The organism is Microbacterium sp. UBA1097 (assembly GCF_002313585.1).
GTDB lineage: Bacteria > Actinomycetota > Actinomycetes > Actinomycetales > Microbacteriaceae > Microbacterium.
Window position 1 is genome coordinate 45,952 of record NZ_DCBW01000019.1, and the last position, 22,931, is coordinate 68,882.

Here is a 22,931-nt window from a genome sequence, read left to right on the forward strand (position 1 = left end):
TCCTGAGTCTCGGCGGTTGGAAGCGCAAGGAGAGATGAGATGACTGGGGAACGTCAGGCACGTATGGCCGACCGGATCAAGGTGCTCGTTGCCGAGCGTCTCGAGAAGGGTCTGCGCGATCCTCGCATGGGGTTCGTGACGATCACTGATGTTCGCGTCACGGGCGACCTGCAGCACGCGTCAGTGTTCTACACGGTTCTTGGAAGCGACGAGGAGAGGGCATCGACAGCTGATGCCCTGCGCGCGGCAACCGGCATGCTCCGCAGCGAGGTCGGGCGAAAGCTCGGCGTGCGGTTGACCCCGACTCTCGAATTCATCCACGATGGACTGGCCGAAGACGCCGGGCACATCGAGGAGCTGCTTCGTGAGGCGCGTGAACGGGACGATGCCGTTGCCGGTCTTGCAGCATCGGCGACGTATGCCGGCGATGCCGACCCGTACGTGGCGCCCCGCATCCTTGCCGACGACGAGGACTGAGTTCCCTCAGTCGAGCACCGTTCTGCTCCGCACGGAGCCGGACACACCTGAGTACAGCGAACGTCCCCAGTGGCGGGCGCGCTCGAGTTCACCGGTTACGAGTGGGCCCTGGACGTCGGTGACATAGAAGCTGCGTGAGGCCACGGGAATGAAGCCGCGCGTTCGGCCTTCCTTTGCCGCAGCCCGACTGGCCGATCCCGGCACCCACCGCTGTTTGGTGTGGGTGTCGAACGTGACCAGGGGAACGGGCGCGGCGAGGCTGACGGCCGCGAGCCAGTCGCGGAGCCCTCTGGCACTGCCTCTGACGGCCCCCCGTGCGACGGCGTCGTGGCGTGTGGTCTCGCGCGACATCGAGAACGCGTGGGTCGGGCCGCCGGCAACGACCAGAGTGGCATCAGCCGGGACGGTCAGCAGCGCGCTGTCGACATCCGTGATCGACACATCCGACCACTCAGCCAGCCCCTCGGCGGTCGCTCGGGCGATGTCTCGGGTGTTGCCGAACATCGACTCGTAGATCACGAGAGTCTTCACGAGTGTTGAGGTTAGGGTGTCGCGCGTGCCTCGCCTAGGGACTTTCGCCCCCGCGGCAGGCAGGCAATGTCGGCTTCGAGCTCGATGAGGCCATCGGCGATGAGTGAATCGATCGCGCGGTCACGTTGTGTCCGATCCGGCCAATCCGGCGCGAGGGTTTCGGCTGCGACGGGGGAGGGTGCGGCCTCGCGGAGAGCCCGCAGTACGAGGCCGCGAACCTGGCGGTCACTTCCCTCATACGCTGCCTGTCGCGGGCGTCGGTCTCCGGTGTCGGGGTAGCCGGCAGCTCGCCACGCGCATCTCTCTGCGACCGGGCACGCATCGCAACGCGGCGCTCGGGCCGTGCACATCGTCGCGCCGAGCTCCATCGTCGCGGCATTGAAGAGCGCGGCATCCTTCCGCTCGAGGGGGAGGAGGGCTGCCATGGCATCGAGGTCACGCCGGGACGGAGGACCGGGCTGAGATCGTCCGTCGATCACGCGCGCGAGCACTCGGCGCGTGTTCGTATCGACGACCGGATGCCGCTCACCGTAGGCGAAGACCGCCACCGCACGGGCCGTGTAGTCGCCGATGCCGGTCAGTGCCAGGAGGGCTTCCACGTCGCGGGGAACCACACCGCCGTGTCGTGTGGTGATCTCTTCAGCTGCACGGTGCAACCACAGCGCGCGCCGGGGGTATCCGAGATTGGCCCACTGGGTGACGGCCTCGGCGGGAGACGCCTCCGCGAGATCGGCGGGCGTCGGCCAGCGCTGCAGCCACGCTTCCAGGTGCGGAATCACACGAGCGACCGGTGTCTGCTGCAGCATGAACTCGCTGACCAGGATCGCCCACGCACCCGTGCGCGGTTCCCGCCAGGGTAGGTCTCTCGCGTTGCGCCGGAACCACTCATTGAGATCGGAAGCGAGCGGATGCACGGCCCTCAGCCTATGCGTCCCGCGCTGAGGTCGGATTGCGGTGGCTCGGGCGGGCCGCAGGGGAGTCGGCCCTCGCCGAATAGGCTGGAGGCATGCGTCTGCCCGCCACACCGACAGTGACGCTGATGCGTGAACTTGTCAGTGCGCTGCCCCGGCGGCGGCTGGCGGGCCGTTCGATCGTCGCTGTAGACGGGGCTGACGGGGCCGGGAAGACCGTGTTCGCGGACACCCTGGCCGCTGTCATGAACGACCTCGGCGTGGTGGCGATCCGCGCATCCATCGACGGATTCCACCGGCCTCGCGCAGAGCGCTACGCGCGCGGTAGGCGCTCGCCCGAGGGGTTCTACCTCGACTCCTACGACTACGCGACGTTCCGCCGCGTTCTGATCGACCCGTTTCGCGAGGGCGGGCTGACCGGAGCGACCACGGGCTTTCAGGTGGCGGCGTTCGATCTCGAGCGCGACATCCCCGTTGAAGCAGAGTGGACGACGGCGCCGCAGGATGCCGTGCTCGTCGTCGACGGCATCTTTCTGCACCGGCCCGAGCTCATCGACGTCTGGGACTGGTCGTTTTGGCTTGATGCTCCGGCTACCGTGCGCTTCGCTCGTATGGCGGAGCGCGACGGCACCGACCCCGACCCGGATGCGGCGTCGAACGAGCGCTATCGCGTGGGCCAGGAGATGTACATCGCACGCGTGGATCCCGCAGCTCTCGCCGCGGTTCGCATCGACAATTCCGATCCGACGAACCCGAAGGTCATCAGATGAGCGATCCGAGCGGCATCCTGCTCGTCGACAAGCCGGGTGGCATGACCAGCCATGACGTGGTTGCCCGCGCGCGGCGCGCGCTCGGCACGCGAAAAATCGGCCATGCCGGAACCCTCGATCCGATGGCCACGGGACTGCTCGTGCTGGGTGTCGGGGCATCGACACGCCTGTTGACCTTCATGGTGGGACTTGACAAGACCTATGAGGCGACGATCCGCCTCGGCGTCTCGACCGGCACCGATGATGCGGAGGGCGAGGTCATCGCGGCGGTGGCGGCCGATGCGGTGACCGACGCCGACATCCGCACCGGCATCGACGCGCTCACCGGGACGATCGACCAGATTCCCAGTTCCGTTTCCGCGATCAAGGTCGACGGGCGACGCGCGTACGACCGCGTACGAGCGGGTGAGCAGGTAGAGCTTGCGGCTCGCACTGTGACGGTGTCGCGATTCGAGGTTCGCCACACGCGCCGGGCTGCGACGGATGCCGATGGTGCCGCGCTGCCGGTGATCGATCTCGGTGTCTCGGTCGATTGCTCGAGCGGAACCTACATCCGCGCACTCGCCCGAGACCTCGGCGCTGCCCTGGGCGTGGGGGGACACCTGACCGCGCTGCGACGCACCCGCATCGGCCCGTTCCTGGTTGCCGATGGGACGAGGATCGACGACATCTCAGCCGTTCGACTGCTCCCACCGGCGGCGGTCGCCGGGACGGTTCTCGGAGCGGTCCCCGTGTCAGCGGAGGAGGCGCGCGACCTCCGTCAGGGCAAACGGATCCTCGGGGCGGCGGAGCGGCTGTCGTCGGGAACTGCGGCAATCGACCCTGACGGGCGGCTCGTCGGCATCCTGGAACGGCGCGGCAATGATCTGAAGAGTGCGATGAATATGGCGGAGGGGTCATGATCCTGTGGTTCACCTACGTGCAGGTGGGAGTGGCAGTCCTGGGAGGTCTGCTGTGCGTCATCCTGGGTCTTACCGGGCGTCGCCCGAGTGACTACACCGTTGGGGCCCTCGCGCTGTTGGAGCTTCTGCTGGTGGCGCAGGTCGTCATCGCCATCGTGGCTCCCTTCGTCGGTAACCTTCCGACCGGGAGCGTCCTCGAGTTCTGGGTCTACCTCGTCTCGGCGGCGCTTCTTCCGCCAGCAGCGGTGATCTGGGCCCTGCTGGAGCGCAGCAGGTGGAGCACCGTCATCATGGGGATCGCGGCTCTTTCCGTTGCGGTGATGGTGTGGCGGATGCAGGTCATCTGGACGATCCAGATCGGATGAGGCACGTCCGCGAGGTCGCGGCTCGCCCCGAGACCGGCCGCGCGGGACGTAGGATGAATGCCGCTATGACTACGCCTTCCCGACCCCGCATGACCGGAATCGGACGGGTACTCGTGATCGTCTACGCGATCATGGCTCTCGCGGCCACCGGTCGCTCGTTCGTCCAGATTGTGCGCGAATTCGATGAGGCACCTGTCGCATACACGCTGTCCGCGCTCGCCGCGGTCGTCTATATCCTCGCTACCCTCGCGCTGATCTTCGCAGGACGCCGCGGCTGGTACCTGGTCGCCTGGATCGCCATCTCTTTCGAACTGGCGGGCGTCCTCATCGTCGGGACGCTCAGCTACCTCGTCCCCGATATCTTCGGGCATCCGTCGGTGTGGTCGTATTTCGGTGGTCTTGGACCGGACGGCTATATCGGATACCTCTTCGTCCCCCTCGTCCTGCCGTTCCTGGGGCTGTGGTGGCTGTGGTCGCACCGTCCTGCCCGCGTCGCCTCTCTCGACGACGTCGCCGCGGTGTCATGATCGTTTTTCGGGACCCCGCCGAGGTGCCGCCGGGCTTCGGTCCGAGCGTTGTGGTCATCGGTAAATTCGATGGTGTGCACTCCGGCCACCGCGCGGTGATCGACCGAGCGCGGGTGAAGGCAGTGTCGCTCGGCGCGACAGTGGTCGCCGTCACCTTCGACCGCAATCCGCTAGCGCTGCTGGCCCCCGACAAGTGCCCCGAGAACCTCATTGGGGTGAACCAGAAAGTACGTCTGCTTGCCGATACCGGCGTGGACGCCGTGCTGGTGTTGCGCTTCGACGAAGATCTCGCGTCTCTGGCAGCTGACGAGTTCGCCAGTCTCGTTCTGGTGGACGCATTGGCCGCCGAGGCCGTGTTGGTCGGCGCCGACTTCCGCTTCGGTCGGGGTGGCGTCGGTACTGCGCAAACCCTCACCGCTTTCGGTCTCAGCCACGGCTTCGAGGTTGACGTCGTCCATGACGTGCGAGCTGCCGACCGAGGCAGGCGCGTCTCGTCGACATGGATTCGGGAGCTCCTGAGCTCCGGGGACGTCGTGGGCGCGCGCAAGTTGCTCGGCCGCGACCATTCGGTCGTCGGCGAGGTCGTTCACGGACTCAAGCGTGGAAGAGAGATCGGGTACCCGACCGCGAACCTCAGCGACGACCTCGAAGGGTTCGTTCCGGCCGACGGTGTGTATGCCGGCTGGCTCATCGATCAAGCGGATGCCAGTGGCCTGCGCCCCGGCATCCGATACCCGGCGGCGATCAGCATCGGCACGAACCCGACGTTCGATGACGTCGCATCGCGGCAGGTCGAGGCGTACGTGCTCGACGAGACCGATCTTGACCTTTACGGCCGTCAGATCGAGCTGCGGTTCGTCGAGCGCATTCGCGGCATGGGCGCATTCGAGGGTATCGAGGCCCTCGTCGCCCAGATTGCGAACGATGTCGAGCGCACCCGCGAGATTCTCGCGCGTGATCAGTCAACGGACTGACCACCGCCGCTTACCGCTCAGTAGGAGGACTCGTCCACCGCGCCGCTGGCCGTTCCGCCGGCAGCGATTCTTCGAAGCTCGCCGAGGATCGTCGCGCTGCCGCTTGTTCCCAGTCGGGTTGCGCCGGCGTCAAGCATCGCGATTGCGTCCTGGAGACTGCGTACCCCACCTGACGCCTTCACCTGCGTGTCCGGCCCGACGGTTCGCCGCATGAGGCTGACAGTTTCGACCGTCGCGCCCCCGCCGGCAAAGCCCGTCGAGGTCTTCACGAAGTCGGCCCCGGCTTCTTCGGCGAGCCGGGAGCCGCGTTCGATCTGCTCATCGTCGAGGAGGGAGACCTCGAGGATGACCTTGGTGACGGCACCGCCCGCGGCCTCGACGACGGCGCGGATGTCGTCACGGACCACATCATCGAACCCCGAACGCAGCGCGCCGATGTTGACCACCATGTCGAACTCGCTAGCTCCGTCCGCGGCGGCCTGTCTGGTCTCCGCCACCTTCGCCGCTGTCGAAGTGGTTCCGTGCGGGAAGCCGATGACGGTGCCGACAGCGACGCCGGACCCCTCGAGGAACTGCACAGCATGGGCGATGTCGGAGGGGCGGACGCACACGCTGAAGACCTTCCAATCCCGGGCGATCGTGAGCTGCTCGTCGACGTCGTCGCGGGTGAACTCGGGCTTCAAGATCGCGTGGTCGATCGTGGCTGCCAGCTGCGCCTCGGTGATCTGTTCGGTGGTCTCGCTCATGCCTTCAGCCTACGCACCGGTCGGCGCGGGGGACACCGGATCAGGCAAGCGCGAGGTATCGTCGCTCGTGCTGTCGAGCCCAAGGAGAACAGGATGCGTTCGAGATCCCTCGCCGCCGTGGTGCTGATCGCGGGCGCCCTCGTGCTCGCTGGCTGTGACGCACTGCCTTCCGAGACTCCTGCGCCCACGGCATCCGAGTCCTCGGCTGCCCCCGCTCCGAGCGAAACGTCGTCGGCCACGCCGTCGCCGACCGCGGAGGCGGGATTCACGCTGCCGGGAGCGTGCGACGCGCTGTACTCGCCCACAATGCTCCAGGAATTGAACAGCACCAACCCGCCGCTGAACGACCCCGGCATCACGATCTACGCGACAGAGAACGTTGCTGCCCTGGAGATCCTGAACTCCGGGATCCCGACGTTGCGTTGCTCCTGGGGTGCCGCCGGGGCGCCGGGGCTCGTAACAAACGTCTCGGTCGTTTCAGCCGACCAATCCACGGCGCTCATGGATGCTTTCGCCGGCTCCGGCATGGCGTGTGAGGAACTCGGCGCCGGCACGGTGTGCCGCATCGAGCAGCAGACCATCGATCGCAATGACAACATCGTGACGATCGGTGAGACGCACTACCTGCAGGGCGATGGCTGGGTTGCAACCCACTGGGTGGACTTTTCGCCCGACGGCTACACGGAGGACATCGTCGCCACGCTGTGGCCCTGACGAGTCCTGCGATGGCGCGCGGGCCACTCGCGCTAGACTAGGGGAGACGCCGCGTCACACTGCACGGTTCGCAGAAGCGAGTGCCCGTGTTGTCGTGAGCCGCAGGTGTCGATGTTCGAGTGAGATCGCGTCTTTGCAGACGCTCATCCGACGCCACGATGGCGGCGGTCACAGATGTACCAACGCTCAGGAGGAGCATGCCGGCTACGGCAACCGCCGCCCAGCGGCGCAAGAAATCCTCGTCCGCACGCCGCGACGATGAGGCCCCGATCATCCCGATCCTCGCGCGCAAGGTGCGCGAGGTCGAGGCGAAGGCCCAGCGCGGCAAGCTCGGGCCGACCAACCGCGTGAAGTTCCAGGTCATTGCGTTCCTCGTGCGCGAGGAGCGGGCCAGGGTCAAGGCCGATACGTCGCTCACGGATGCCGCGCGTGTCGAATTGCTCAAGCGGCTCGACGGTGTCGCGACGATCCTCGCCAAGACCGCTGCGCGGGACACGTCCCTCATCCAGCTGCTCGAAGTCGATCAGGCGACCTCGCCCGTGGCGCGTCGTATGCGCCGCGACTGGCTGCTGGAATCAGGCGCCGAACTCCCGCCGGACGAACTCATCATCACCGACACGCCGGCTCCCGCGCAGCAGGTGGTGCCCGCAGCGCTCGCCGAGCGTCAGGTGGTCCCTGCCTCGATCGAGGCGCGACAGATGGCGAACCCGTTCCTCGCTCCGGATCTCACCGCCCGCGCTCCGCGAGACACCCCCCGTCGCCGCCTTGACGGATGGGAACTCATGGGTCCCCTCTACAAGGCGTTCGAGACCGGCGCCGGAGGCGCGGCGGCATCCATGGAGCTTCCGCCGGTTCCCGAGTTCGATCGGCTCTCACCGCGCGGCCTCGAGATCATGCCTCACCAGTCACGGTTCCTGGAGTCGGTGCGCGAGGGGCACCGCACGTTCCTGCTGGCCGATGAGCCGGGCCTGGGCAAGACCGCGCAATCGGTGCTCGCGGCATCCGTCGCCGGCGCCTACCCGTTGCTTGCCGTCGTGCCCAATGTCGTCAAGATGAACTGGGCTCGCGAGGTTGAGCGGTGGACGCCGCACCGGCGCGCCACGGTCATCTCGGGCGACGGTGAAGATCTGGATGCCTTCGCCGACGTCTTCATCGTCAACTACGAGATTCTCGACCGGCACCTGTCATGGCTCGGCTCGATCGGGCTGAAGGGCATGGTCGTTGACGAAGCCCACTTCATCAAGAACCTCACGTCGCAGCGCTCGCAGAACGTTCTTGCGCTGGCCAGCCGCATCAAGGAGCAGGTCCACAATCCGCTGCTGCTCGCCTTGACCGGTACACCGCTGATCAATGACGTCGAAGACTTCGACGCGATCTGGCGGTTCCTCGGCTGGACCACGGGCGACAAGCCCGGCGCGGAGCTGATGACCAAGCTTGACGAGACGGGGCTCACCCCGGCCGACAAGGCGTTCTATCCCGAAGCGCGCTCCGCCGTGATCTCGATGGGCATCGTGCGGCGCAAGAAGAAGGATGTCGCCGCCGACCTGCCCGATAAGCTCATCGCCGACCTGCCGGTGGAACTCGACGACGAATACGGGCGGTCGATCCGGCAAGCCGAGCAAGAGCTCGGTGCGCGTTTGGCGGCCAAGTACCGGCGCATCATCGACGCGCGCGGCGATCGCGGGCTCGCGCCCGGCGAGATCGACGGGGACATCGTCCGGCTCGTCGCGGAGGGCGAACTCGAAGAGTCGAAGGCGGCCGGTACCGGCAGCGAGAACGTGTTCACGATGGTTCGCCGTATCGGCCAGGCCAAGGCCACTGTTGCCGCCGACTACGCGGCCCAGTTGCAGCGCTCGGTCGGCAAGGTCGTGTTCTTCGCCAAGCACATCGATGTCATGGACGCCGCCGAGCGCCACTTCGCGCAGGCGGGCCTTCGGACAGTCTCGATCCGTGGCGAGCAGACCACGGCAGCTCGCCAGCAGGCGATCGATGCGTTCAACGAGGACGCCGGTGTCGCAATCGCGGTGTGTTCGCTCACGGCGGCCGGCGTCGGCCTGAACCTGCAGGCAGCCTCGAACGTGGTTCTCGCAGAACTCAGCTGGACGGCTGCCGAGCAGACGCAGGCGATCGACCGCGTGCATCGCATCGGACAGGACGAGCCGGTCACGGCGTGGCGGATCATCGCCGCGCACACGATCGACACGAAGATCGCCGAGTTGATCGACACCAAGCAGGGGCTCGCGCTGCGTGCTCTCGACGGTGAAGCTGTCGACCCGGCCTCGAGCGACTCCGTGCAGCTTGCGGCGCTGATGCACCTGCTCCGGCAGGCGCTGGGCGAGGTCGACTGAGCGCCGCGCGCCGGCAGCCGGGGGTGCGTCGAGTAATCACGGCGGCCCGGGGATGGATGCTGCGCGGTGCGGACGCTAGTGTCGGTGGAGGCAACGTCGCCACCTTGCATCCGGAAACACCAACAGGGACGGCACATGAGAATCGGCATCCTCACCAGCGGCGGCGATTGCCCCGGTCTGAACGCGGTCATCCGCGGCGTGGTCCTCAAGGGCACGACGGCATACGGACTCGACTTCGTCGGCATCCGTGACGGATGGCGTGGCGTCGTCGACGGGGACTTCTTCCCGCTCTCGCGCCACGACGTGAAGGGTCTGTCGAAGGTCGGCGGCACGATCCTCGGCACGAGCCGCACCAACCCCTATGAGGGACCTCGCGGCGGAGCCGAGAACATCGCTCGGACGCTCGAGGATGCGGGCATCGACGGCATCCTGGCCATCGGCGGTGAAGGCACGCTCGCCGCGGCCAACCGCCTTTGGAAGGACGGTATCAACGTCCTCGGCGTCCCCAAGACGATCGACAACGACCTGCGCGCCACCGACTACTCGTTCGGGTTCGACACCGCCGTGAACATCGCCACCGATGCGATGGACCGCCTTCGCACGACGGGCGACTCCCACCAGCGGTGCATGGTCGCCGAGGTCATGGGTCGCCACGTCGGGTGGATCGCCTTGCACGCCGGCATTGCAGCGGGAGCGCATGTCATCTGCATCCCCGAAGTCCCGATGTCGATCGACGAGATCTGCCAGCAGGTCACGAGCGCCCATGATCGCGGACGTGCGCCTCTGGTCGTCGTCTCCGAAGGCTTCACCATCACCGGCATGGATGAGGCTCACAGCCACAAGGGTCTGGACGCATTCAACCGTCCGCGCCTCGGTGGTATCGGTGAGCTCATCGCTCCCGAGATCGAGCGGATCACGGGGATCGAGACGCGCGCGACAGTGCTCGGCCACATCCAGCGTGGCGGGTCGCCCTCGGCGTTCGACCGCGTCCTCGCAACTCGCCTCGGACTCCACGCGGCTGACGCGCTCGTCGACGGCGCCTGGGGCCAGATGGTCGCAATGCGCGGAACCGACATCGTCCGCGTCTCGTTCGAAGAGGCGCTCGGCGAGCTCAACACCGTCCCGCTTTACCGCTACGAGGAAGCTGCCGCCCTCTTCGGCTGATCCGCGACATCCGCCCGAACGCTGCCGCTCGCGCACGAGGGTAGGACTTCTTCGCAGCGTAGGACGTGTTGACGTCGATTCGTCCTACGCCGGGGATTTCTCCTACCTCAGGTAGGGGCGCGTCGCTCCTCCCCGGGGGGCATACGACCTGCGGCATCCACACTCTGCGTATCCGAACGCTCGCGTCGGGTCGCGCACGCAAGAGTCGACGGATGCGGAGCGTGGACGAGCTTGTGGCATGGGTCGACGGATGCGGCGGCGCCGCGCACTCACGGTCGATTGCCGCCGCTGGCTTCACCATGCACGTGGTGCGTACTGCTATCGCGCTCGGGGTGCTCGAGCGCGTGCGGCGCAGCTGGCTCGTGGGTCCTGGCTGCGATCCGGCGCGGCGAACCGCGGCGACGGCTGGCGGACGACTCACCTGCCTGAGCGCAGCATCGGCGCTGGGACTATGGACCCCACACCACGACGACGTGCACGTAGCCGTGGAGCCAACGGCGTCGCGGGTCCGTGCTCCCGGAGTACGGCTGCACTGGGGTGGTGGGCCGGCGCCGACCTCGCCGACTCAGACCGCCGAGCCGCTCGTCAATGTGCTCTTCCATGTGGCTCGCTGTGTGCCGCTGGCTGACGCGGCCGCCGTGTGGGAGTCAGCGCTGCGCAGCGGTCGCACCGACCGGTACGTGCTGGAGCGCGTCCAATGGGGGAGCGGGCGGGCGCGGCGGCTGGCGGAGGTGGCATCGCTCCTGTCCGACTCGGGGATCGAAACACACTTCCTCCATCTCATGCACGGCATCGGCGTAACCGTTGCGCAGCAGGTCTGGGTCGACGGACACCCGTTGGACGGGCTGATCGGCGATCGCCTCGCCATTCAGCTCGACGGGTTCGCTCATCACCAAGCATCCGATCGCCGCCGGGATCTTCGGGCTGATGCTCGACTCGCCCTGCGCGGCTTCACCGTCTTGCGCTTCGACTATCATCAGGTCCTGTTCGAGCCCGATTACGTGACGGCGACAGTCACGGATGCCGTCGCTCAGGGCCTCCATCGACAGCCGCTCGCATCCCGCAGGTGGGCGTTCTCGCGGAGGTAGGAGGTGTTGGCGTTGAATCGTCCTACGCCGGTGATTTCTCCTACCTGCGGGAGGAGGCGGGAGGCCGCAGGAGGCGGGAGGCGGCGGCGCGCGCCAGCGGATCAGGCGTCGGCAACCCCGAGGACGTCGAAGATCCAGGCCAGCTCGTAGGCCCGCTCGCGCCACGAGTTGTAGCGCCCGCTGACACCACCGTGCCCGGCTGACATCTCGCATTTCAAGAGCGCGTCGGCACCGACCTCGCGCAACCGCGCGATCCACTTGGCCGGCTCCACGTACATCACGCGGGTGTCGTTGAGGGAAGTGACGGCGAGGATTCGGGGGTAGGTGACGCCCTCGCGCACGTTCTCGTAGGGCGTGTAGCCCTTCATGTACGCGTAGACATCCGGATCCTCGAGGGGATTGCCCCACTCGTCCCATTCGATGACCGTCAGCGGCAGCGACGGATCGAGGATGGTCGTCAACGCGTCAACGAACGGAACGACAGCCAGGATGCCGGCAAACAGTTCCGGCGCAATGTTGGCGACCGCGCCCATGAGCAGGCCGCCGGCGCTGCCGCCCTCGGCAACGAGGTGCTCGGCATCCGTGTAGCCGTTGTGGACGAGGTGCCGGGCTACCGCGACAAAGTCGGTGAACGTGTTGCGCTTGCTCAGCAGCTTGCCGTCCTCGTACCAGCTGCGCCCCATCTCGCCGCCGCCGCGCACGTGCGCGACAGCGAACACGACACCCCGGTCGAGCTCCGACAGCCGCGCTATCGAGAACGCCGGATCGATCGAGTGCTCGTACGACCCGTAGCCGTAGAGGTGCAGTGGGCGTGGCTTCTCGCCCGGCTCCCCGAAGGAGCGCCGCCACACGAGCGAAACGGGGATCCGCGTGCCGTCCTCGGCGAGTGCCCATACCCGCCGCTGCCCGTAGGCGGCAGGGTCGTAGCCGCCGAGCACCGGCTGCTGCTTGCGGATGCGGCGCTCGTCGGTCGCGACCACGAGGTCGACCACCGTTGAGGGCGTTACGAACGATCCGAACGCGACGCGGATCATCGGCGGTGCCCACTCGGGGTTTCCTGCAGTCCCGACGTCGTACAGCTCCTCGTCGAAGGCGATTTCAGTGGGCGACCCGGTCGCATAGTCAAAGGTCGCGAGCCGAGAGAGGCCGTCGCGCCGGTAGGCCAGCACTGCCCAGTCTCGGAAGGTTGAGATGCCGAGCAGGCGCTGCCCGGGCTCATGCGCGAGCACGACCTCGCGCGGGCCCTGCGGATCGGCGGCGCGAACCCGAACGAGTTCGAAGTCGAGCGCCTGGTCGTTGTGAACGATGTAGAGCACGTCTTCGCCGTCAACGACAGCGTGGGAGCTCGAGTACTCAACGCCTTCTTGTCGGGGCCACACGACGCGGGGCTGCCCCGACAGGTCGTCGGCATCCATCAGCCACTCTTCCGAGGTGATGGAGGACCCGAGCTCGATGACCAGGTAGCGGTCGCTGCGCGTGAATCCCGCACCGACCCAGTACCGATCGTCGGGCTCGTGGAAGAGCGTGCGATCCGCGGATGCCGCGGTGCCGACCTCATGGAGCCACACGGTGTCGGGTCGCCACGCCTCGTCGACCGTCGTGTAGACGATATGGCGGCCGTCGGGTGAGAACGTCGCCCCCGCGAACGTATCGGGGATTTCGTCGGGTAGCAGCTCACCGCTCTCGAGGTCGCGCACCCGGATCGTGTAGCGCTCGTCGCCGACCGTGTCGACGGCATAGAGCAACCGGGTCGTATCGGTGGACACCTCGAAGCTGCCGAGGGCGAAGAATTCGTGGCCCTCGGCCTCGCGGTTGGCATCCAAGAGCACCTGCTCGCCTGGAACCTCACTACCTGGGGAGAGGGCGGGCGGGTCCCAGTCGTCGGGTGAGCCCAACGGTGCGCGGCAATGGATGCCGTACTGCTGCCCCTCGACCGAGCGGGTGTAGTACCACCACTGCCCCCGTCGCACCGGCACCGACATGTCGGTCTCGAGCGTGCGGGAGCGGATCTCCTCGAAGATCTGCTCGCGAAGCGGCGCGAGGTGCGCGGTGCGCGCCTCGGTGAAGGCGTTCTCGGCCTCCAGGTGGGAGCGGACGCCGGCGTCGTCCTTCGCTCGGAGCCATTCGTAGGCATCCTCGACCTCGTCGCCATGGTGGGAACGCGGGACGGGGCGGCGGGCGGCGCGGGGTGCTTCGGGGGCGGATCTCACCCGACCCACGCTAGTCGAGAGGGCCGCGTCGCCCGTGCGACGTATGCTGGCGGCATGGCTTCGGCTCCCGTCCGTTTCGGTCAGTATCCGCCCGCACTTCGGACGATCGTGCACCTGAGCGACACGCACTTTCTCGATGCCAATCGGCCGCTCGGCGGGCGTTTCGACACGGCGGCGAACCTGGGCAGGACCCTGCAGAAGGTGCGCGGCCTCGGCATCCATCCCGACGCGATCGTCGTCACCGGAGATCTCACCGACGAGGGCGAGCCCGGCGCCTACCGTGACCTGCGTGAGCTCCTGGAGCCCCTGGCCCGGGAGCTTGCTGCACCGCTGGTCTGGGTGGCAGGCAACCACGATGAGCGGCCGGCGCTTCGCGAGCAGCTGTTGGATGCCGAACCGACGCAGGAGCCGGTGACCGGTGTCTGGGATCTGGATGGCCTGCGGCTTATCGCCCTCGACACCTCAGTGCCGGGCTGGCATCACGGCAACCTCGACGAGGGCCAGCTCGGCTGGCTTCGGGAGCAGCTCGCGACTCCCGCCCCGCTCGGGACGCTGATCGCGATGCACCACCCGCCGATCCCATCGCATCTGCCGTTCTTCGACATTCTCGAACTGCGCGACCAGCAGCGCCTCGCCGACGTGATCGCAGGTACCGATGTCCGCGGCATCCTCGCAGGCCACCTGCATTATTCGACGAGCGGGACCTTTGCGGGCGTTCCCGTGTCAGTGTCGGCAGCTACCTGTTACACCATGAATCTGGCCCGGCCCGCGCAGCAGGTCAACGGCATGGACGCCGGGCAGTCCTTCCACCTCGTACACGTGTACGAGGCGACGATCACGCACGCCGTCGTGCCGGTCGTCGACGCCGACACCGGCGACTACTTCTCCGAGGAGTGGGTCGAGCGGATGGCGGCACTCACCCCCCACGAGCGCCTCGAAGCCTTCTCTCGAAAGCGCTCATGAACGGCAGGAACAATGACGCACCACACCGCCGCCCCGACGCGCACCGAAACTGATTCTCTGGGATCGATGGAGATCCCGGCTGACGCGTACTGGGGAATCCACACCGCACGCGCCCTCGAGAACTTCCCGATCTCGCGACGCCCGATCTCGGTGTATGCCGATCTCGTGCGCGCCCTCGCGATGGTCAAGCAGGCGGCGGCGCGAGCCAACGCCGAGATCGGCGTGCTCGACCGCGAGAAGGCGGCGCTGATCGACCGGGCGTCTCAGCTGGTCATCGACGGCGGCTACCACGACCAGTTCGTGGTCGGAGTCGTGCAGGGCGGCGCGGGCACCTCCACCAACATGAATGCCAACGAGGTCATCACCAACATCGCGCTGGAGCTTGCCGGCCGCCCCAAGGGTGACTACGCGTTCCTCTCGCCGATCGACGACACCAACCGCAGCCAGTCCACCAACGACGTCTACCCGACGGCCATCAAGGTCGGCTTGAGCCTTGACCTGCAGACGCTCTTGGAGGAGCTCGACCTGCTGCGGCAGTCGTTCCTGCGCAAGGCGAGCGAGTTCCACAACGTCCTGAAGGTCGGCCGCACGCAGCTGCAGGATGCCGTCCCCATGACTCTCGGGCAGGAGTTCCACGGTTTCGCAACGACGTTGGGTCAGGACTACCAGCGCCTCACCGAGAACGCACATCTGCTGTTCGAGGTGAACCTCGGCGCGACGGCGATCGGCACTGGCATCACCGCGCATCCCGACTATGCGGTTGCGGTTCTGCGACACCTGCGCGAGATCACGGGCTTGGATCTCGAAACCGCATCCGACCTCGTGGAGTCGACCAGCGACACCGGGGCGTTCATGTCGTTCTCGGCATCCCTCAAACGCAACGCCATCAAGCTCTCGAAGATCTCGAACGACCTTCGGCTGCTCTCGTCGGGCCCGCAGGCGGGTCTCGGTGAGATCTCGCTACCTGCCCGCCAGGCCGGATCCAGCATCATGCCCGGAAAGGTGAATCCGGTCATCCCAGAGGTCGTGAATCAGGTGGCGTTCGCCGTCGCCGGCGCGGACCTCACCGTCACAATGGCCGTCGAGGGCGGCCAACTGCAGCTGAACGCCTTCGAACCGATCATCGCTCACTCGATCTTCCAATCGATCACCTGGATGCGACGCGCGATGCGCACACTGCGAGTGAACTGCGTGGACGGCATCACGGCGAATCGTGAGCGGCTTGCGGCGTCGGTCGGAGCCTCGGTCGGTGTCGTGACAGCGTTGACGCCGTTCATCGGCTACGCGGCTGCTGCTGCCCTGGCAAAGTCTGCCCTCGTGTCGGGCCGAAACATCGCCGATCTGGTGGTCGAAGGCGGACTCATGTCACGCGCGGAAGTCGACAAGCAACTCTCGCCCGAACGGCTCTCGGGACTTCAGGCCGTGACCGCGGCGATGCCCATCATCGGATTCGAGAACGCTCCCACCGGAGACACTGACCTGTAACCCAGATTGGGGCCGTTGCGGAAGCTGGGAATTAGCCGCTAGATTGCGGCGAGGTCGCTCAATGGCGTGCGACCACCCTCACCCGCAATGGACGCAAGGAGTCGCCCATGTCTGATTCACCCGCCTACCAGCCTGCCCCGCAGGCTCCCGCAGGAGCGTCGGCCCCCGTGCCGGGAAAGACGCTCGGCATCGTCGCCCTGATTCTCGCCTTCTTCTTCCAGCTGCTCGGCCTGATCCTCGGGATCGTCGCGCTCGTGCAGAGCCGCAAGGTCGGAGCCAAGAACACTCCGGCACTGTGGGCCATCATCCTCTCGATCGTGTTCATGGTGATCGGGATCATCATCGCGATTGTCATCGTCAGCTCGCTCGGCTCGGCGCTCGCTATGTGTTCGGAGCTGGGTACGGGTGTTCACGACGTGAACGGCGTCACGGTCACCTGCGGCTGATCCTGCAAGCCACCTGACGCACTGCCGGATCAGCCGATGATCCGGCAGTGCGTCGTTAACGCACCGATGCCTTCGACCCCGACGGTCACGGTGGAACGGTCGCGGAGGAAGACCTGCGGGTCGCGGGAGTATCCGGCACCGCCCGGACTGCCGGTGGAGATGAGGGTTCCCGGTAGGAGGGTGACGGATGCCGACAGATGCGCGACGAGTGTGGAGACCGGCCTGACCATTTGACTCGTCGAGGCATCCTGCAGCGTGTGTCCGTCGAGGACCGTCCAGATCTGCAGGTCCTGCGGATTGGGGATCTCATCGGCTGTCACGACAACGGGGCCGACGGGAGTGAACCCGTCGAAGGACTTGCAGCGCGACCACTGCGCCTCGGCGAACTGAATGTCGCGTGCCGTGATGTCGTTGACGACCGTGTAGCCCCAGACGTGGTCGAGCGCCGTCTCGGGGGCGACATCCTTGGCTGGCTTGCCGATGACCACGCCGAGCTCGGCCTCGTAGTCCACGGACTCGCTGAGTGTGCGGGGCCAGCTCGTCGTGCCGTCGTGGCCGGTCAGGGAGTTGGGCCACAGCACGAACACCGTCGGCGCCGTGTCGGTCTTCAGACCGAGTTCACTGGAGTGCGCCGCGTAGTTCAGGCCGACGGCGAGGATGACGGGCGGCCGAGGGACAGCGGGGCCGTACACGGCGCCCTCCAGGGAGACCCGGGGAGCGTTCAAGGCCGTCGTACGCACGCGTTCGAGCAGCTCGTCGCCGCCCTCGATGAGTGCGTTGAGTGTGGCGGGCGCCCCGTCGAAGAGCAGTGACACCACGGCTGCGCCGTCGTCATCGACGGTCACGAGCTGCGGCGTGGCTGACCCGGGAAGGGAAACGTGGGCGAAGCGCATTCAACCACGCTAGCGCTGAACAAAGACTCAGCGCCCGGTGCCGCGGCGATGCCTGCGAGTCGAATCCGGGCGCTGAGTAGATCTAGAACAAGCTTCTCGCTGCATCCGTGCCCTGTCAAGAGCCCCGCGGGCGAGCTGCGTCAGCGACCGATATCGGATCCGATCTCCCACGGCGCGATGGGTGAGGAGGTGAGGATCCAGGCCTCGATGTCTTGCATCAGGCCGGTCGCGATGAGGATCCCGATGACGATGAACAGGATGCCGAGCCCCCTCCGGAACCAACCGTGCGGGTCAGCCGCCCACCGCATCCGGCGGACGGCCCGTTGTCCCGCCAGCGCGATCACGAGCAGGACGGCCATCAGGCCGACGACGTAGGCGCCGAGCAAAGCCAGTCCTCGTGCCGGCTCCGCGGGAAGCACTGTCACGATCACATAGGCGAACAGGGGGCTGCACGAGGTGAACACGGGACCGAGAGCGGCGCCGGTAAGGATCGCGCCGGCGGTGCCGCCGCGTCGGTGGGCGGCATCCAGGTTCCGCGTGGAGGCGCCGGTCAGTCCGGTGCGCTGCGAGATGCGGTCCCACGCCGCGGGGAACACCGAGAACAGGCCGAGGACGATGAGCAGGATGCCGCTGGCAATCTGCCACACCTGGGTGGGGATATCGATGAGCGCCGTGGTAGCTCGAAGCAGCAGCGTGAAGACCGTGACACTCGCGCCAAGCGACAGGGTGACCGCGAGGCGCTTGGCCACTCAAACGCCGCGCTCGTCATGGGTCTGTAAGAACTGCGTGATTCGCCGGAAGCCGCAGGCTCACCGTGCAGCCCTCGGCGGGTGCGGTCCCGACGATCGTGACGGCCCCGCCGTGGGCCCGGGCCACCTCGTCGACGATCGCAAGGCCCAGGCCCATGCCTCTGCCGGATCGGGCGGAGTCGCCGCGCCAGCCGGGTTCGAGGAGGTGCGGAAGATCGCCTGCCGGAATGCCCCCGCACGCGTCTGTGACCGAAACCACGGCCCAGCCCTCAGCACGTGTTGTCATGAGCAGAACGCGACCTCCTGCTGGCGTGTGCTGTACGGCGTTTCTGATGATGTTCGTCACGGCGCGGGTGAGTTCGCGGACTTCGACCTCGACGATCTCACCGCCGAGGGCAGTCGCTTCGATCCGCACTCCCTCGGCCGTCGCGAGCGGAGAGACCGAGGCCACCGCGTCCGAGACGATGTCATCGAGCGCGGCAGCGGTGATTTCTCGCCGGCTCTGGCCGTGGAGCCGCGAGAGCTCGACGATGTCATCGACCATCGCGTCGAGTCGGTCGACTTCGCGGACGATGCGCGCGGGCGGGTCGTCGGGGGAGTCATCCTGTGCGGCGGACTCGGCCAATGCTCGGATGCCGGCCAGCGGCGTTCGAAGGTCGTGGGAGAGCCACCTGACCGTTTCTCGCCGGGAGTCCTCGACCTCGCGGGCCCGCTGTCTGTCGGCTCGCTCGGCGGCTGCCTCACGCTCCACGGCGCGGGCTCGGCGCGCCAGGACCAGGCCGACGAGGAGTGCAAGCGGTGCGCACGCTGCCAGCACAATGAGCAGTGTCTGGGAGGTGTGATCGTCGATGAGCATCTGCCGGGTGGCTACGGCCACGCCGGCGGCAAGCGAGGCGACGACGACGAACGGTGCTGCGATGGCAGCCACGACGGGCTTGGAGCGGGGAAGCGCCGCCACGATTGCGGTGCCGGCCAGCCCGACGCCCGCTGTGGTGAGGATCGACAGAACGACGGCGTTCTCGTCCGGGGTCATGGTGTGCCCGCCGAGCCGTCAGTGTCCCAGCGATACCCCTTGCCGAATACTGTCGCCAGCCGCGTGGGCCGGGATGGGTCGGTCTCGACCTTCTCACGGAGGCGTCGAACGTGCACCGTCACGGTGGAGGGATCTCCGACGTTCCATCCCCAGACTTCGCGGATGAGATCTTCACGACTGTGAACGACTCCCGGGTGCTGCAGGAACCAGACCAGCAGATCGAACTCTCGCGCGGTAAGGGTCAGGGCCTCCCCGTCTCGAACGGCCCGGCCGGCAGCGACCTCGATGCGCAGATCCCCGTCGACGAGGATGTCGGAGGTCGCCCGGGGTGTCGTGGTGGCCCGACGCAGCAGGGAACGGATGCGCAGGTCAAGCTCTCTCAGGCTGAACGGTTTCGTGATGTAGTCGTCGGCTCCGGCGAGCAGTCCCTGGACCCGCTCGTGCTCCTGCGTGCGCGCCGTCACCATGATGAGGGGAAGATCGCGCCGCATCGCGCGGAGTCGTCTCGTCACTTCGAGCCCGCTTGTTCCGGGCAGCATCAGGTCGAGCAGCACCAGGTCGACGCCGGACTCGGCGAACCGCGATATCGCTGCGTCTCCGTCGGCGACCGCGACCACGTCGTGCCCGGCGCGGGCCAGGTAGGCCGCGACAGTCTCGCGCATCGTCCGATCGTCTTCGACCAGCATCAGGCGCACCACGGCCCCACTATAGGCATCCGCCGCGTGCGCGGCACCCGCGCAAGCTCTGCCGTCAGGAGTTCGTAATGACCGGCGAAAGAGCCGGTGCTCACACGAGAGCGCTCAGTGCTTCCGCCGACCGTGGTGCCGCATTGCGCGCCGCGACCGGCTCTGGTGGGATGGTGAGCATGACTGATGACCGCACCAAGCCCGACATCGATGCCCCTCAGGGCCCTGCTCCGTCCGAACTCGTCGTCCGCGATCTCATCGTCGGTGAGGGAGCAGAGGCGAAGCCCGGCGACAGCGTCACTGTGCACTACGTCGGCGTCGAGTACGACTCGGGTGAGGAGTTCGATTCGTCGTGGAACCGCGGTGAGAGCATTCAGTTCCCGCTGCGCGGGCTGATCCAGGGGTGGCAGGACGGCATTCCGGGGATGCGTGAGGGCGGTCGCCGTGAGCTCGTGATCCCACCGCACCTGGCGTACGGCCCCGCCGGTGGTCACTTCCTGGGCGGCAAGACCCTGATCTTCATCATCGACCTGATCTCGGTCGGCTGAGTTTCGCTGGCTGATCGCGCGGCGGCGGATGCTTCGGTATCCGCCGCCGTTTCGTCGCTACCGTGACCAGGAGATGACGCGCTCGGAAATTTTTCCATTCACGGGAATAGAGTCCGCTGGTGGCTTCGTTGGGGCTCTTGTCGCCGACTGGCGGCACAGAGAACTCCCGAGGAGAGAGCATGACCGAAACGACAACCGTCGAGATCCCCGGCTACCGCGTGGGAACGTGGCAGCTTGATGCGTCGCACAGCGAGGTCCACTTCACCGTCCGGCACATGATGATCTCGAAGGTGCGGGGCACCTTCGGTGTGAAGAGCGCGACGTTCGTGACTCCCGCGAACCCCCTCGAGACCACCGTGACTGCCTCGGTCGACGTGACGTCGGTTGACACCAAGGATGAGGGCCGCGACAAGCACCTCGCCTCGGCCGACTTCTTCGACGCCGAGCAGTACCCGACGATGGACTTCGTTTCCACCGGTGTTCGCATCGAGGACGGTGACTTCTTCGTCGACGGCGACCTCACCATTCGTGGCGTCACCAAGCCGGTGACCTTCGAGGTGGAGTTCGGTGGCTTCGGTAACGACCCGTGGGGCAACTACAAGGCCGGCGCCACGGCCAAGGCTGTCATCAACCGCGAGGACTTCGGTCTGACCTGGAACGCTGCGCTCGAGACGGGCGGCGTGCTCGTTGGCAAGGACGTGACGATCGAGCTTGACCTGCAGGGCGCCCTCCAGGCCGACTGAGGCGACGCGCGACCTTCCGGTGGGGCGGATGCTGCGGCATCCGCCCCACCGTCGTTCGTCGGCGTGCCCGATCAGGGAACCGGATTGTCAGCGTCGTAGGCGCGGAAGCCTGGGCTGAGGCGCACGAGCGTGGTCACGATCGCCAGAATGAGCAGTCCGCCAAGCAGTGGCGGGAACCAGAGGGTCGTGAACGTTGCGAGCGTTCCGGCGTAGAGTGCCCCCACTCGGGGTCCGCCGGCGACGACGACGATGAAGATCCCCTGGAGCCTGCCCCGGATGCTGTCGGGCACCGCAGACTGCATCATGGTCGACCGGTAGATCGCGCTGACATTGTCGGCGCCGCCTGCGACGGCCAAAACCAGCACGGCCAGAACGATCAGCGCGATGTTGGGCGAGGTCTCGCTGACACCGCCCGCGGCGCCGACGCCGAAGGATGCAGCTAGGAGCACGGCACCGAAGGCCAGGATCGCGACGCCGTAGACGAGGATCGCGCGCTCGATTCCCAGCCCGTGCGCGCGGTACCGTCCGATGCGGCCCGAGAAGAGGCTCGAGAGGAAAGCGCCGGCCGCGAAAGCCGCGGTGAGAGCGCCGGTGGTGATCGCGCCGCCACCCAGAAGCACGGCGCCTATCGCGGGAAACAGGGCGAGGGGCTGACCGAACGTCATCGCCGTGATGTCGAGGATGTACTGCAACCGGATGTTCGCGGCGCGCCGGAGGAACGCGATGCCATCACGCAGCGACTCGAGGCCGGGTCTGACGATCTCGCCTTCGGGGACGATGCGGGGGAGCGTCCAGAGCCCCAGGAACAGCGAGGTCATCAGCACGACATCGGCGGAGTAGGTCCACGCGTAGCCGACCGTTGCAACGAGCACCCCGGCAAGCGCCGGGCCCGCCATGACCATGATGCCCACGGTGATGCCCTGCAGGGCGGCAGCCGCCGGGAGAAGCTGCCGCGGTAAGAGTCGAGGGACGATCGCCGAGCGGGTCGCGAGAACCACGGAGTTCGCCGCGGAGTTGACGATGCTGAGCGCGTAGAGCGACCACACTGTCTCGGACTGGGTCCATGCGAGGATAGCCAGCAGCGCGGTGGAGGCGAAGGTGATGGATGCCGCCAGCAGTGCGACCAGGCGACGGTCGAATGCGTCGGCAAGCATTCCGCCGTAGAGCCCCGCGACAACCATCGGCACGAGCCCGACGACGGCGATCATCGAGACCGCAAAGGTGCTCTGCGTGAGGTCGTAGACGTGGAGCATGACCGCGACGATCGTGAGCTGCCCGCCCAGCCCGGCCAGGGTGGAACCGATCCACAGTCGCGCGAAGGCGGGGCTCGCGCGGAAGGGGCGAAGATCGAGGAACTGGTCTCGCGAGATTCGCGCCATCACAGGTCGACCTCGACCTGTTTGATGCGCGCCGAGTGTCCCCGAACGATTGAGACGCGGCTCGGCGAGGTATCGAAGTGTTCTGCCAGCACTCGGGGGAGGGCGGCGTTGGCCTCGCCCTCACGGGCCGGCTCCCGGAGATACACGACGAGATCGGATCCCACCGTCTCGACCAGGGGGCCGCGCCGGCTCCCGGGTTTTACTCGGACGGTGATGCGCACCTGATGAGGCTACTCCGCGCACGCGCTCGCGGGCTCTGCCCCGGGGCTGGTAGAGTTG

At 67.1% G+C, this 22,931-nt stretch carries 25 protein-coding genes; 15 read left to right on the forward strand and 10 right to left on the reverse strand.

What is annotated here, in order from left to right; translation table 11 throughout:
- The first annotated feature begins 39 nt into the window (after positions 1-39).
- Positions 40-477, forward strand: a complete 438-nt coding sequence (gene rbfA, locus B4F19_RS05630; protein WP_228177697.1) for a 30S ribosome-binding factor RbfA — start codon at positions 40-42, stop codon at positions 475-477.
- A gap of 6 nt (positions 478-483) precedes the next feature.
- Here the strand turns inward: rbfA and B4F19_RS05635 are convergent, their stop codons facing one another.
- Both B4F19_RS05635 and B4F19_RS05640 read right to left on the reverse strand, forming a co-directional pair.
- Positions 484-1,008, reverse strand: a complete 525-nt coding sequence (locus tag B4F19_RS05635) for a flavodoxin family protein (RefSeq protein WP_292733261.1) — start codon at positions 1,006-1,008, stop codon at positions 484-486.
- An 11-nt stretch (positions 1,009-1,019) separates the two neighbouring features.
- Complete coding sequence (locus B4F19_RS05640) at positions 1,020-1,922, reverse strand: A/G-specific adenine glycosylase (RefSeq protein WP_292733264.1); 903 nt, start codon at positions 1,920-1,922, stop codon at positions 1,020-1,022.
- Positions 1,923-2,014: 92 nt separating this feature from the next.
- On the opposite strand from B4F19_RS05640, the gene B4F19_RS05645 reads away from it, so the two are divergent.
- The 5 genes from B4F19_RS05645 (at position 2,015) to B4F19_RS05665 (ending at position 5,457) form a co-directional block, all read left to right on the forward strand.
- Positions 2,015-2,689 carry a uridine kinase gene (locus tag B4F19_RS05645; protein ID WP_228177700.1) on the forward strand — a complete coding sequence of 225 codons (675 nt, stop codon included), beginning with the start codon at positions 2,015-2,017 and terminating at the stop codon, positions 2,687-2,689.
- Positions 2,686-3,591: a tRNA pseudouridine(55) synthase TruB gene (gene truB, locus B4F19_RS05650; protein WP_228177701.1), complete on the forward strand. Its 906-nt coding sequence runs from the start codon at positions 2,686-2,688 to the stop codon at positions 3,589-3,591. Before B4F19_RS05645 ends, truB begins: the two co-directional genes overlap by 4 nt.
- Entirely contained in the window at positions 3,588-3,956 is a 369-nt protein-coding gene (locus tag B4F19_RS05655) for a hypothetical protein (protein WP_292733267.1), read from the forward strand. The genes truB and B4F19_RS05655 overlap by 4 nt, the downstream gene beginning before the upstream one ends.
- Before the next feature lie 89 nt (positions 3,957-4,045).
- Positions 4,046-4,483, forward strand: a complete 438-nt coding sequence (locus B4F19_RS05660) for a hypothetical protein (RefSeq protein WP_292733270.1) — start codon at positions 4,046-4,048, stop codon at positions 4,481-4,483.
- A complete protein-coding gene (locus B4F19_RS05665) occupies positions 4,480-5,457 on the forward strand; it encodes a bifunctional riboflavin kinase/FAD synthetase (RefSeq protein ID WP_228177704.1) in 978 nt (325 codons plus the stop codon). The genes B4F19_RS05660 and B4F19_RS05665 overlap by 4 nt, the downstream gene beginning before the upstream one ends.
- A gap of 17 nt (positions 5,458-5,474) precedes the next feature.
- Here B4F19_RS05665 and deoC read toward each other — a convergent pair whose 3' ends face one another.
- On the reverse strand, positions 5,475-6,203 hold the full coding sequence (deoC, locus tag B4F19_RS05670; RefSeq protein WP_228177705.1) for a deoxyribose-phosphate aldolase: 729 nt from the start codon (positions 6,201-6,203) through the stop codon (positions 5,475-5,477).
- Positions 6,204-6,296: 93 nt separating this feature from the next.
- Between deoC and B4F19_RS05675 the strand changes: the two genes are divergently transcribed.
- The 4 genes from B4F19_RS05675 (at position 6,297) to B4F19_RS05690 (ending at position 11,517) form a co-directional block, all read left to right on the forward strand.
- Positions 6,297-6,917 (forward strand): hypothetical protein, encoded by a 621-nt coding sequence (locus B4F19_RS05675; RefSeq protein WP_228177706.1) that lies wholly within the window; start codon positions 6,297-6,299, stop codon positions 6,915-6,917.
- A 197-nt stretch (positions 6,918-7,114) separates the two neighbouring features.
- Positions 7,115-9,265, forward strand: coding sequence for a DEAD/DEAH box helicase (locus tag B4F19_RS05680; protein ID WP_228177707.1), 2,151 nt, complete (start codon positions 7,115-7,117; stop codon positions 9,263-9,265).
- 135 nt (positions 9,266-9,400) lie between these two features.
- Positions 9,401-10,429 (forward strand): 6-phosphofructokinase, encoded by a 1,029-nt coding sequence (locus B4F19_RS05685; RefSeq protein WP_292733274.1) that lies wholly within the window; start codon positions 9,401-9,403, stop codon positions 10,427-10,429.
- Between the two features lie 212 nt (positions 10,430-10,641).
- Positions 10,642-11,517 carry a DUF559 domain-containing protein gene (locus B4F19_RS05690; protein ID WP_228177709.1) on the forward strand — a complete coding sequence of 292 codons (876 nt, stop codon included), beginning with the start codon at positions 10,642-10,644 and terminating at the stop codon, positions 11,515-11,517.
- A gap of 101 nt (positions 11,518-11,618) precedes the next feature.
- Here the strand turns inward: B4F19_RS05690 and B4F19_RS05695 are convergent, their stop codons facing one another.
- Positions 11,619-13,736, reverse strand: a complete 2,118-nt coding sequence (locus tag B4F19_RS05695) for a S9 family peptidase (RefSeq protein WP_414683149.1) — start codon at positions 13,734-13,736, stop codon at positions 11,619-11,621.
- Between the two features lie 45 nt (positions 13,737-13,781).
- Here B4F19_RS05695 and B4F19_RS05700 point away from each other — a divergent pair, with 45 nt between their 5' ends.
- From B4F19_RS05700 to B4F19_RS05710, 3 genes are all read left to right on the forward strand, one after another.
- Complete coding sequence (locus B4F19_RS05700; protein WP_292733279.1) at positions 13,782-14,690, forward strand: phosphodiesterase; 909 nt, start codon at positions 13,782-13,784, stop codon at positions 14,688-14,690.
- 12 nt (positions 14,691-14,702) lie between these two features.
- Complete coding sequence (locus B4F19_RS05705) at positions 14,703-16,175, forward strand: aspartate ammonia-lyase (protein WP_292727365.1); 1,473 nt, start codon at positions 14,703-14,705, stop codon at positions 16,173-16,175.
- Between the two features lie 107 nt (positions 16,176-16,282).
- Positions 16,283-16,621 (forward strand): DUF4190 domain-containing protein, encoded by a 339-nt coding sequence (locus B4F19_RS05710; protein ID WP_292733281.1) that lies wholly within the window; start codon positions 16,283-16,285, stop codon positions 16,619-16,621.
- Between the two features lie 29 nt (positions 16,622-16,650).
- On the opposite strand, the gene B4F19_RS05715 is transcribed toward B4F19_RS05710, so the two are convergent.
- From B4F19_RS05715 to B4F19_RS05730, 4 genes are all read right to left on the reverse strand, one after another.
- Positions 16,651-17,514, reverse strand: coding sequence for a fumarylacetoacetate hydrolase family protein (locus tag B4F19_RS05715; protein WP_228177714.1), 864 nt, complete (start codon positions 17,512-17,514; stop codon positions 16,651-16,653).
- A 140-nt stretch (positions 17,515-17,654) separates the two neighbouring features.
- On the reverse strand, positions 17,655-18,263 hold the full coding sequence (locus tag B4F19_RS05720) for a cytochrome c biogenesis CcdA family protein (protein ID WP_228177715.1): 609 nt from the start codon (positions 18,261-18,263) through the stop codon (positions 17,655-17,657).
- 16 nt (positions 18,264-18,279) lie between these two features.
- A complete protein-coding gene (locus tag B4F19_RS05725) occupies positions 18,280-19,296 on the reverse strand; it encodes a sensor histidine kinase (protein WP_292733286.1) in 1,017 nt (338 codons plus the stop codon).
- Positions 19,293-19,994, reverse strand: coding sequence for a response regulator transcription factor (locus B4F19_RS05730; RefSeq protein WP_292733289.1), 702 nt, complete (start codon positions 19,992-19,994; stop codon positions 19,293-19,295). Before B4F19_RS05730 ends, B4F19_RS05725 begins: the two co-directional genes overlap by 4 nt.
- Positions 19,995-20,161: 167 nt before the next feature.
- On the opposite strand from B4F19_RS05730, the gene B4F19_RS05735 reads away from it, so the two are divergent.
- On the forward strand, positions 20,162-20,530 hold the full coding sequence (locus tag B4F19_RS05735; RefSeq protein WP_228177718.1) for an FKBP-type peptidyl-prolyl cis-trans isomerase: 369 nt from the start codon (positions 20,162-20,164) through the stop codon (positions 20,528-20,530).
- Between the two features lie 179 nt (positions 20,531-20,709).
- Positions 20,710-21,273, forward strand: coding sequence for a YceI family protein (locus B4F19_RS05740; RefSeq protein WP_228177719.1), 564 nt, complete (start codon positions 20,710-20,712; stop codon positions 21,271-21,273).
- A 71-nt stretch (positions 21,274-21,344) separates the two neighbouring features.
- Here the strand turns inward: B4F19_RS05740 and B4F19_RS05745 are convergent, their stop codons facing one another.
- Both B4F19_RS05745 and B4F19_RS05750 read right to left on the reverse strand, forming a co-directional pair.
- On the reverse strand, positions 21,345-22,652 hold the full coding sequence (locus B4F19_RS05745; protein WP_228177720.1) for an MFS transporter: 1,308 nt from the start codon (positions 22,650-22,652) through the stop codon (positions 21,345-21,347).
- Complete coding sequence (locus B4F19_RS05750) at positions 22,652-22,873, reverse strand: DUF167 domain-containing protein (protein WP_292733292.1); 222 nt, start codon at positions 22,871-22,873, stop codon at positions 22,652-22,654. The genes B4F19_RS05745 and B4F19_RS05750 overlap by 1 nt, the downstream gene beginning before the upstream one ends.
- Positions 22,874-22,931: the final 58 nt, after the last annotated feature.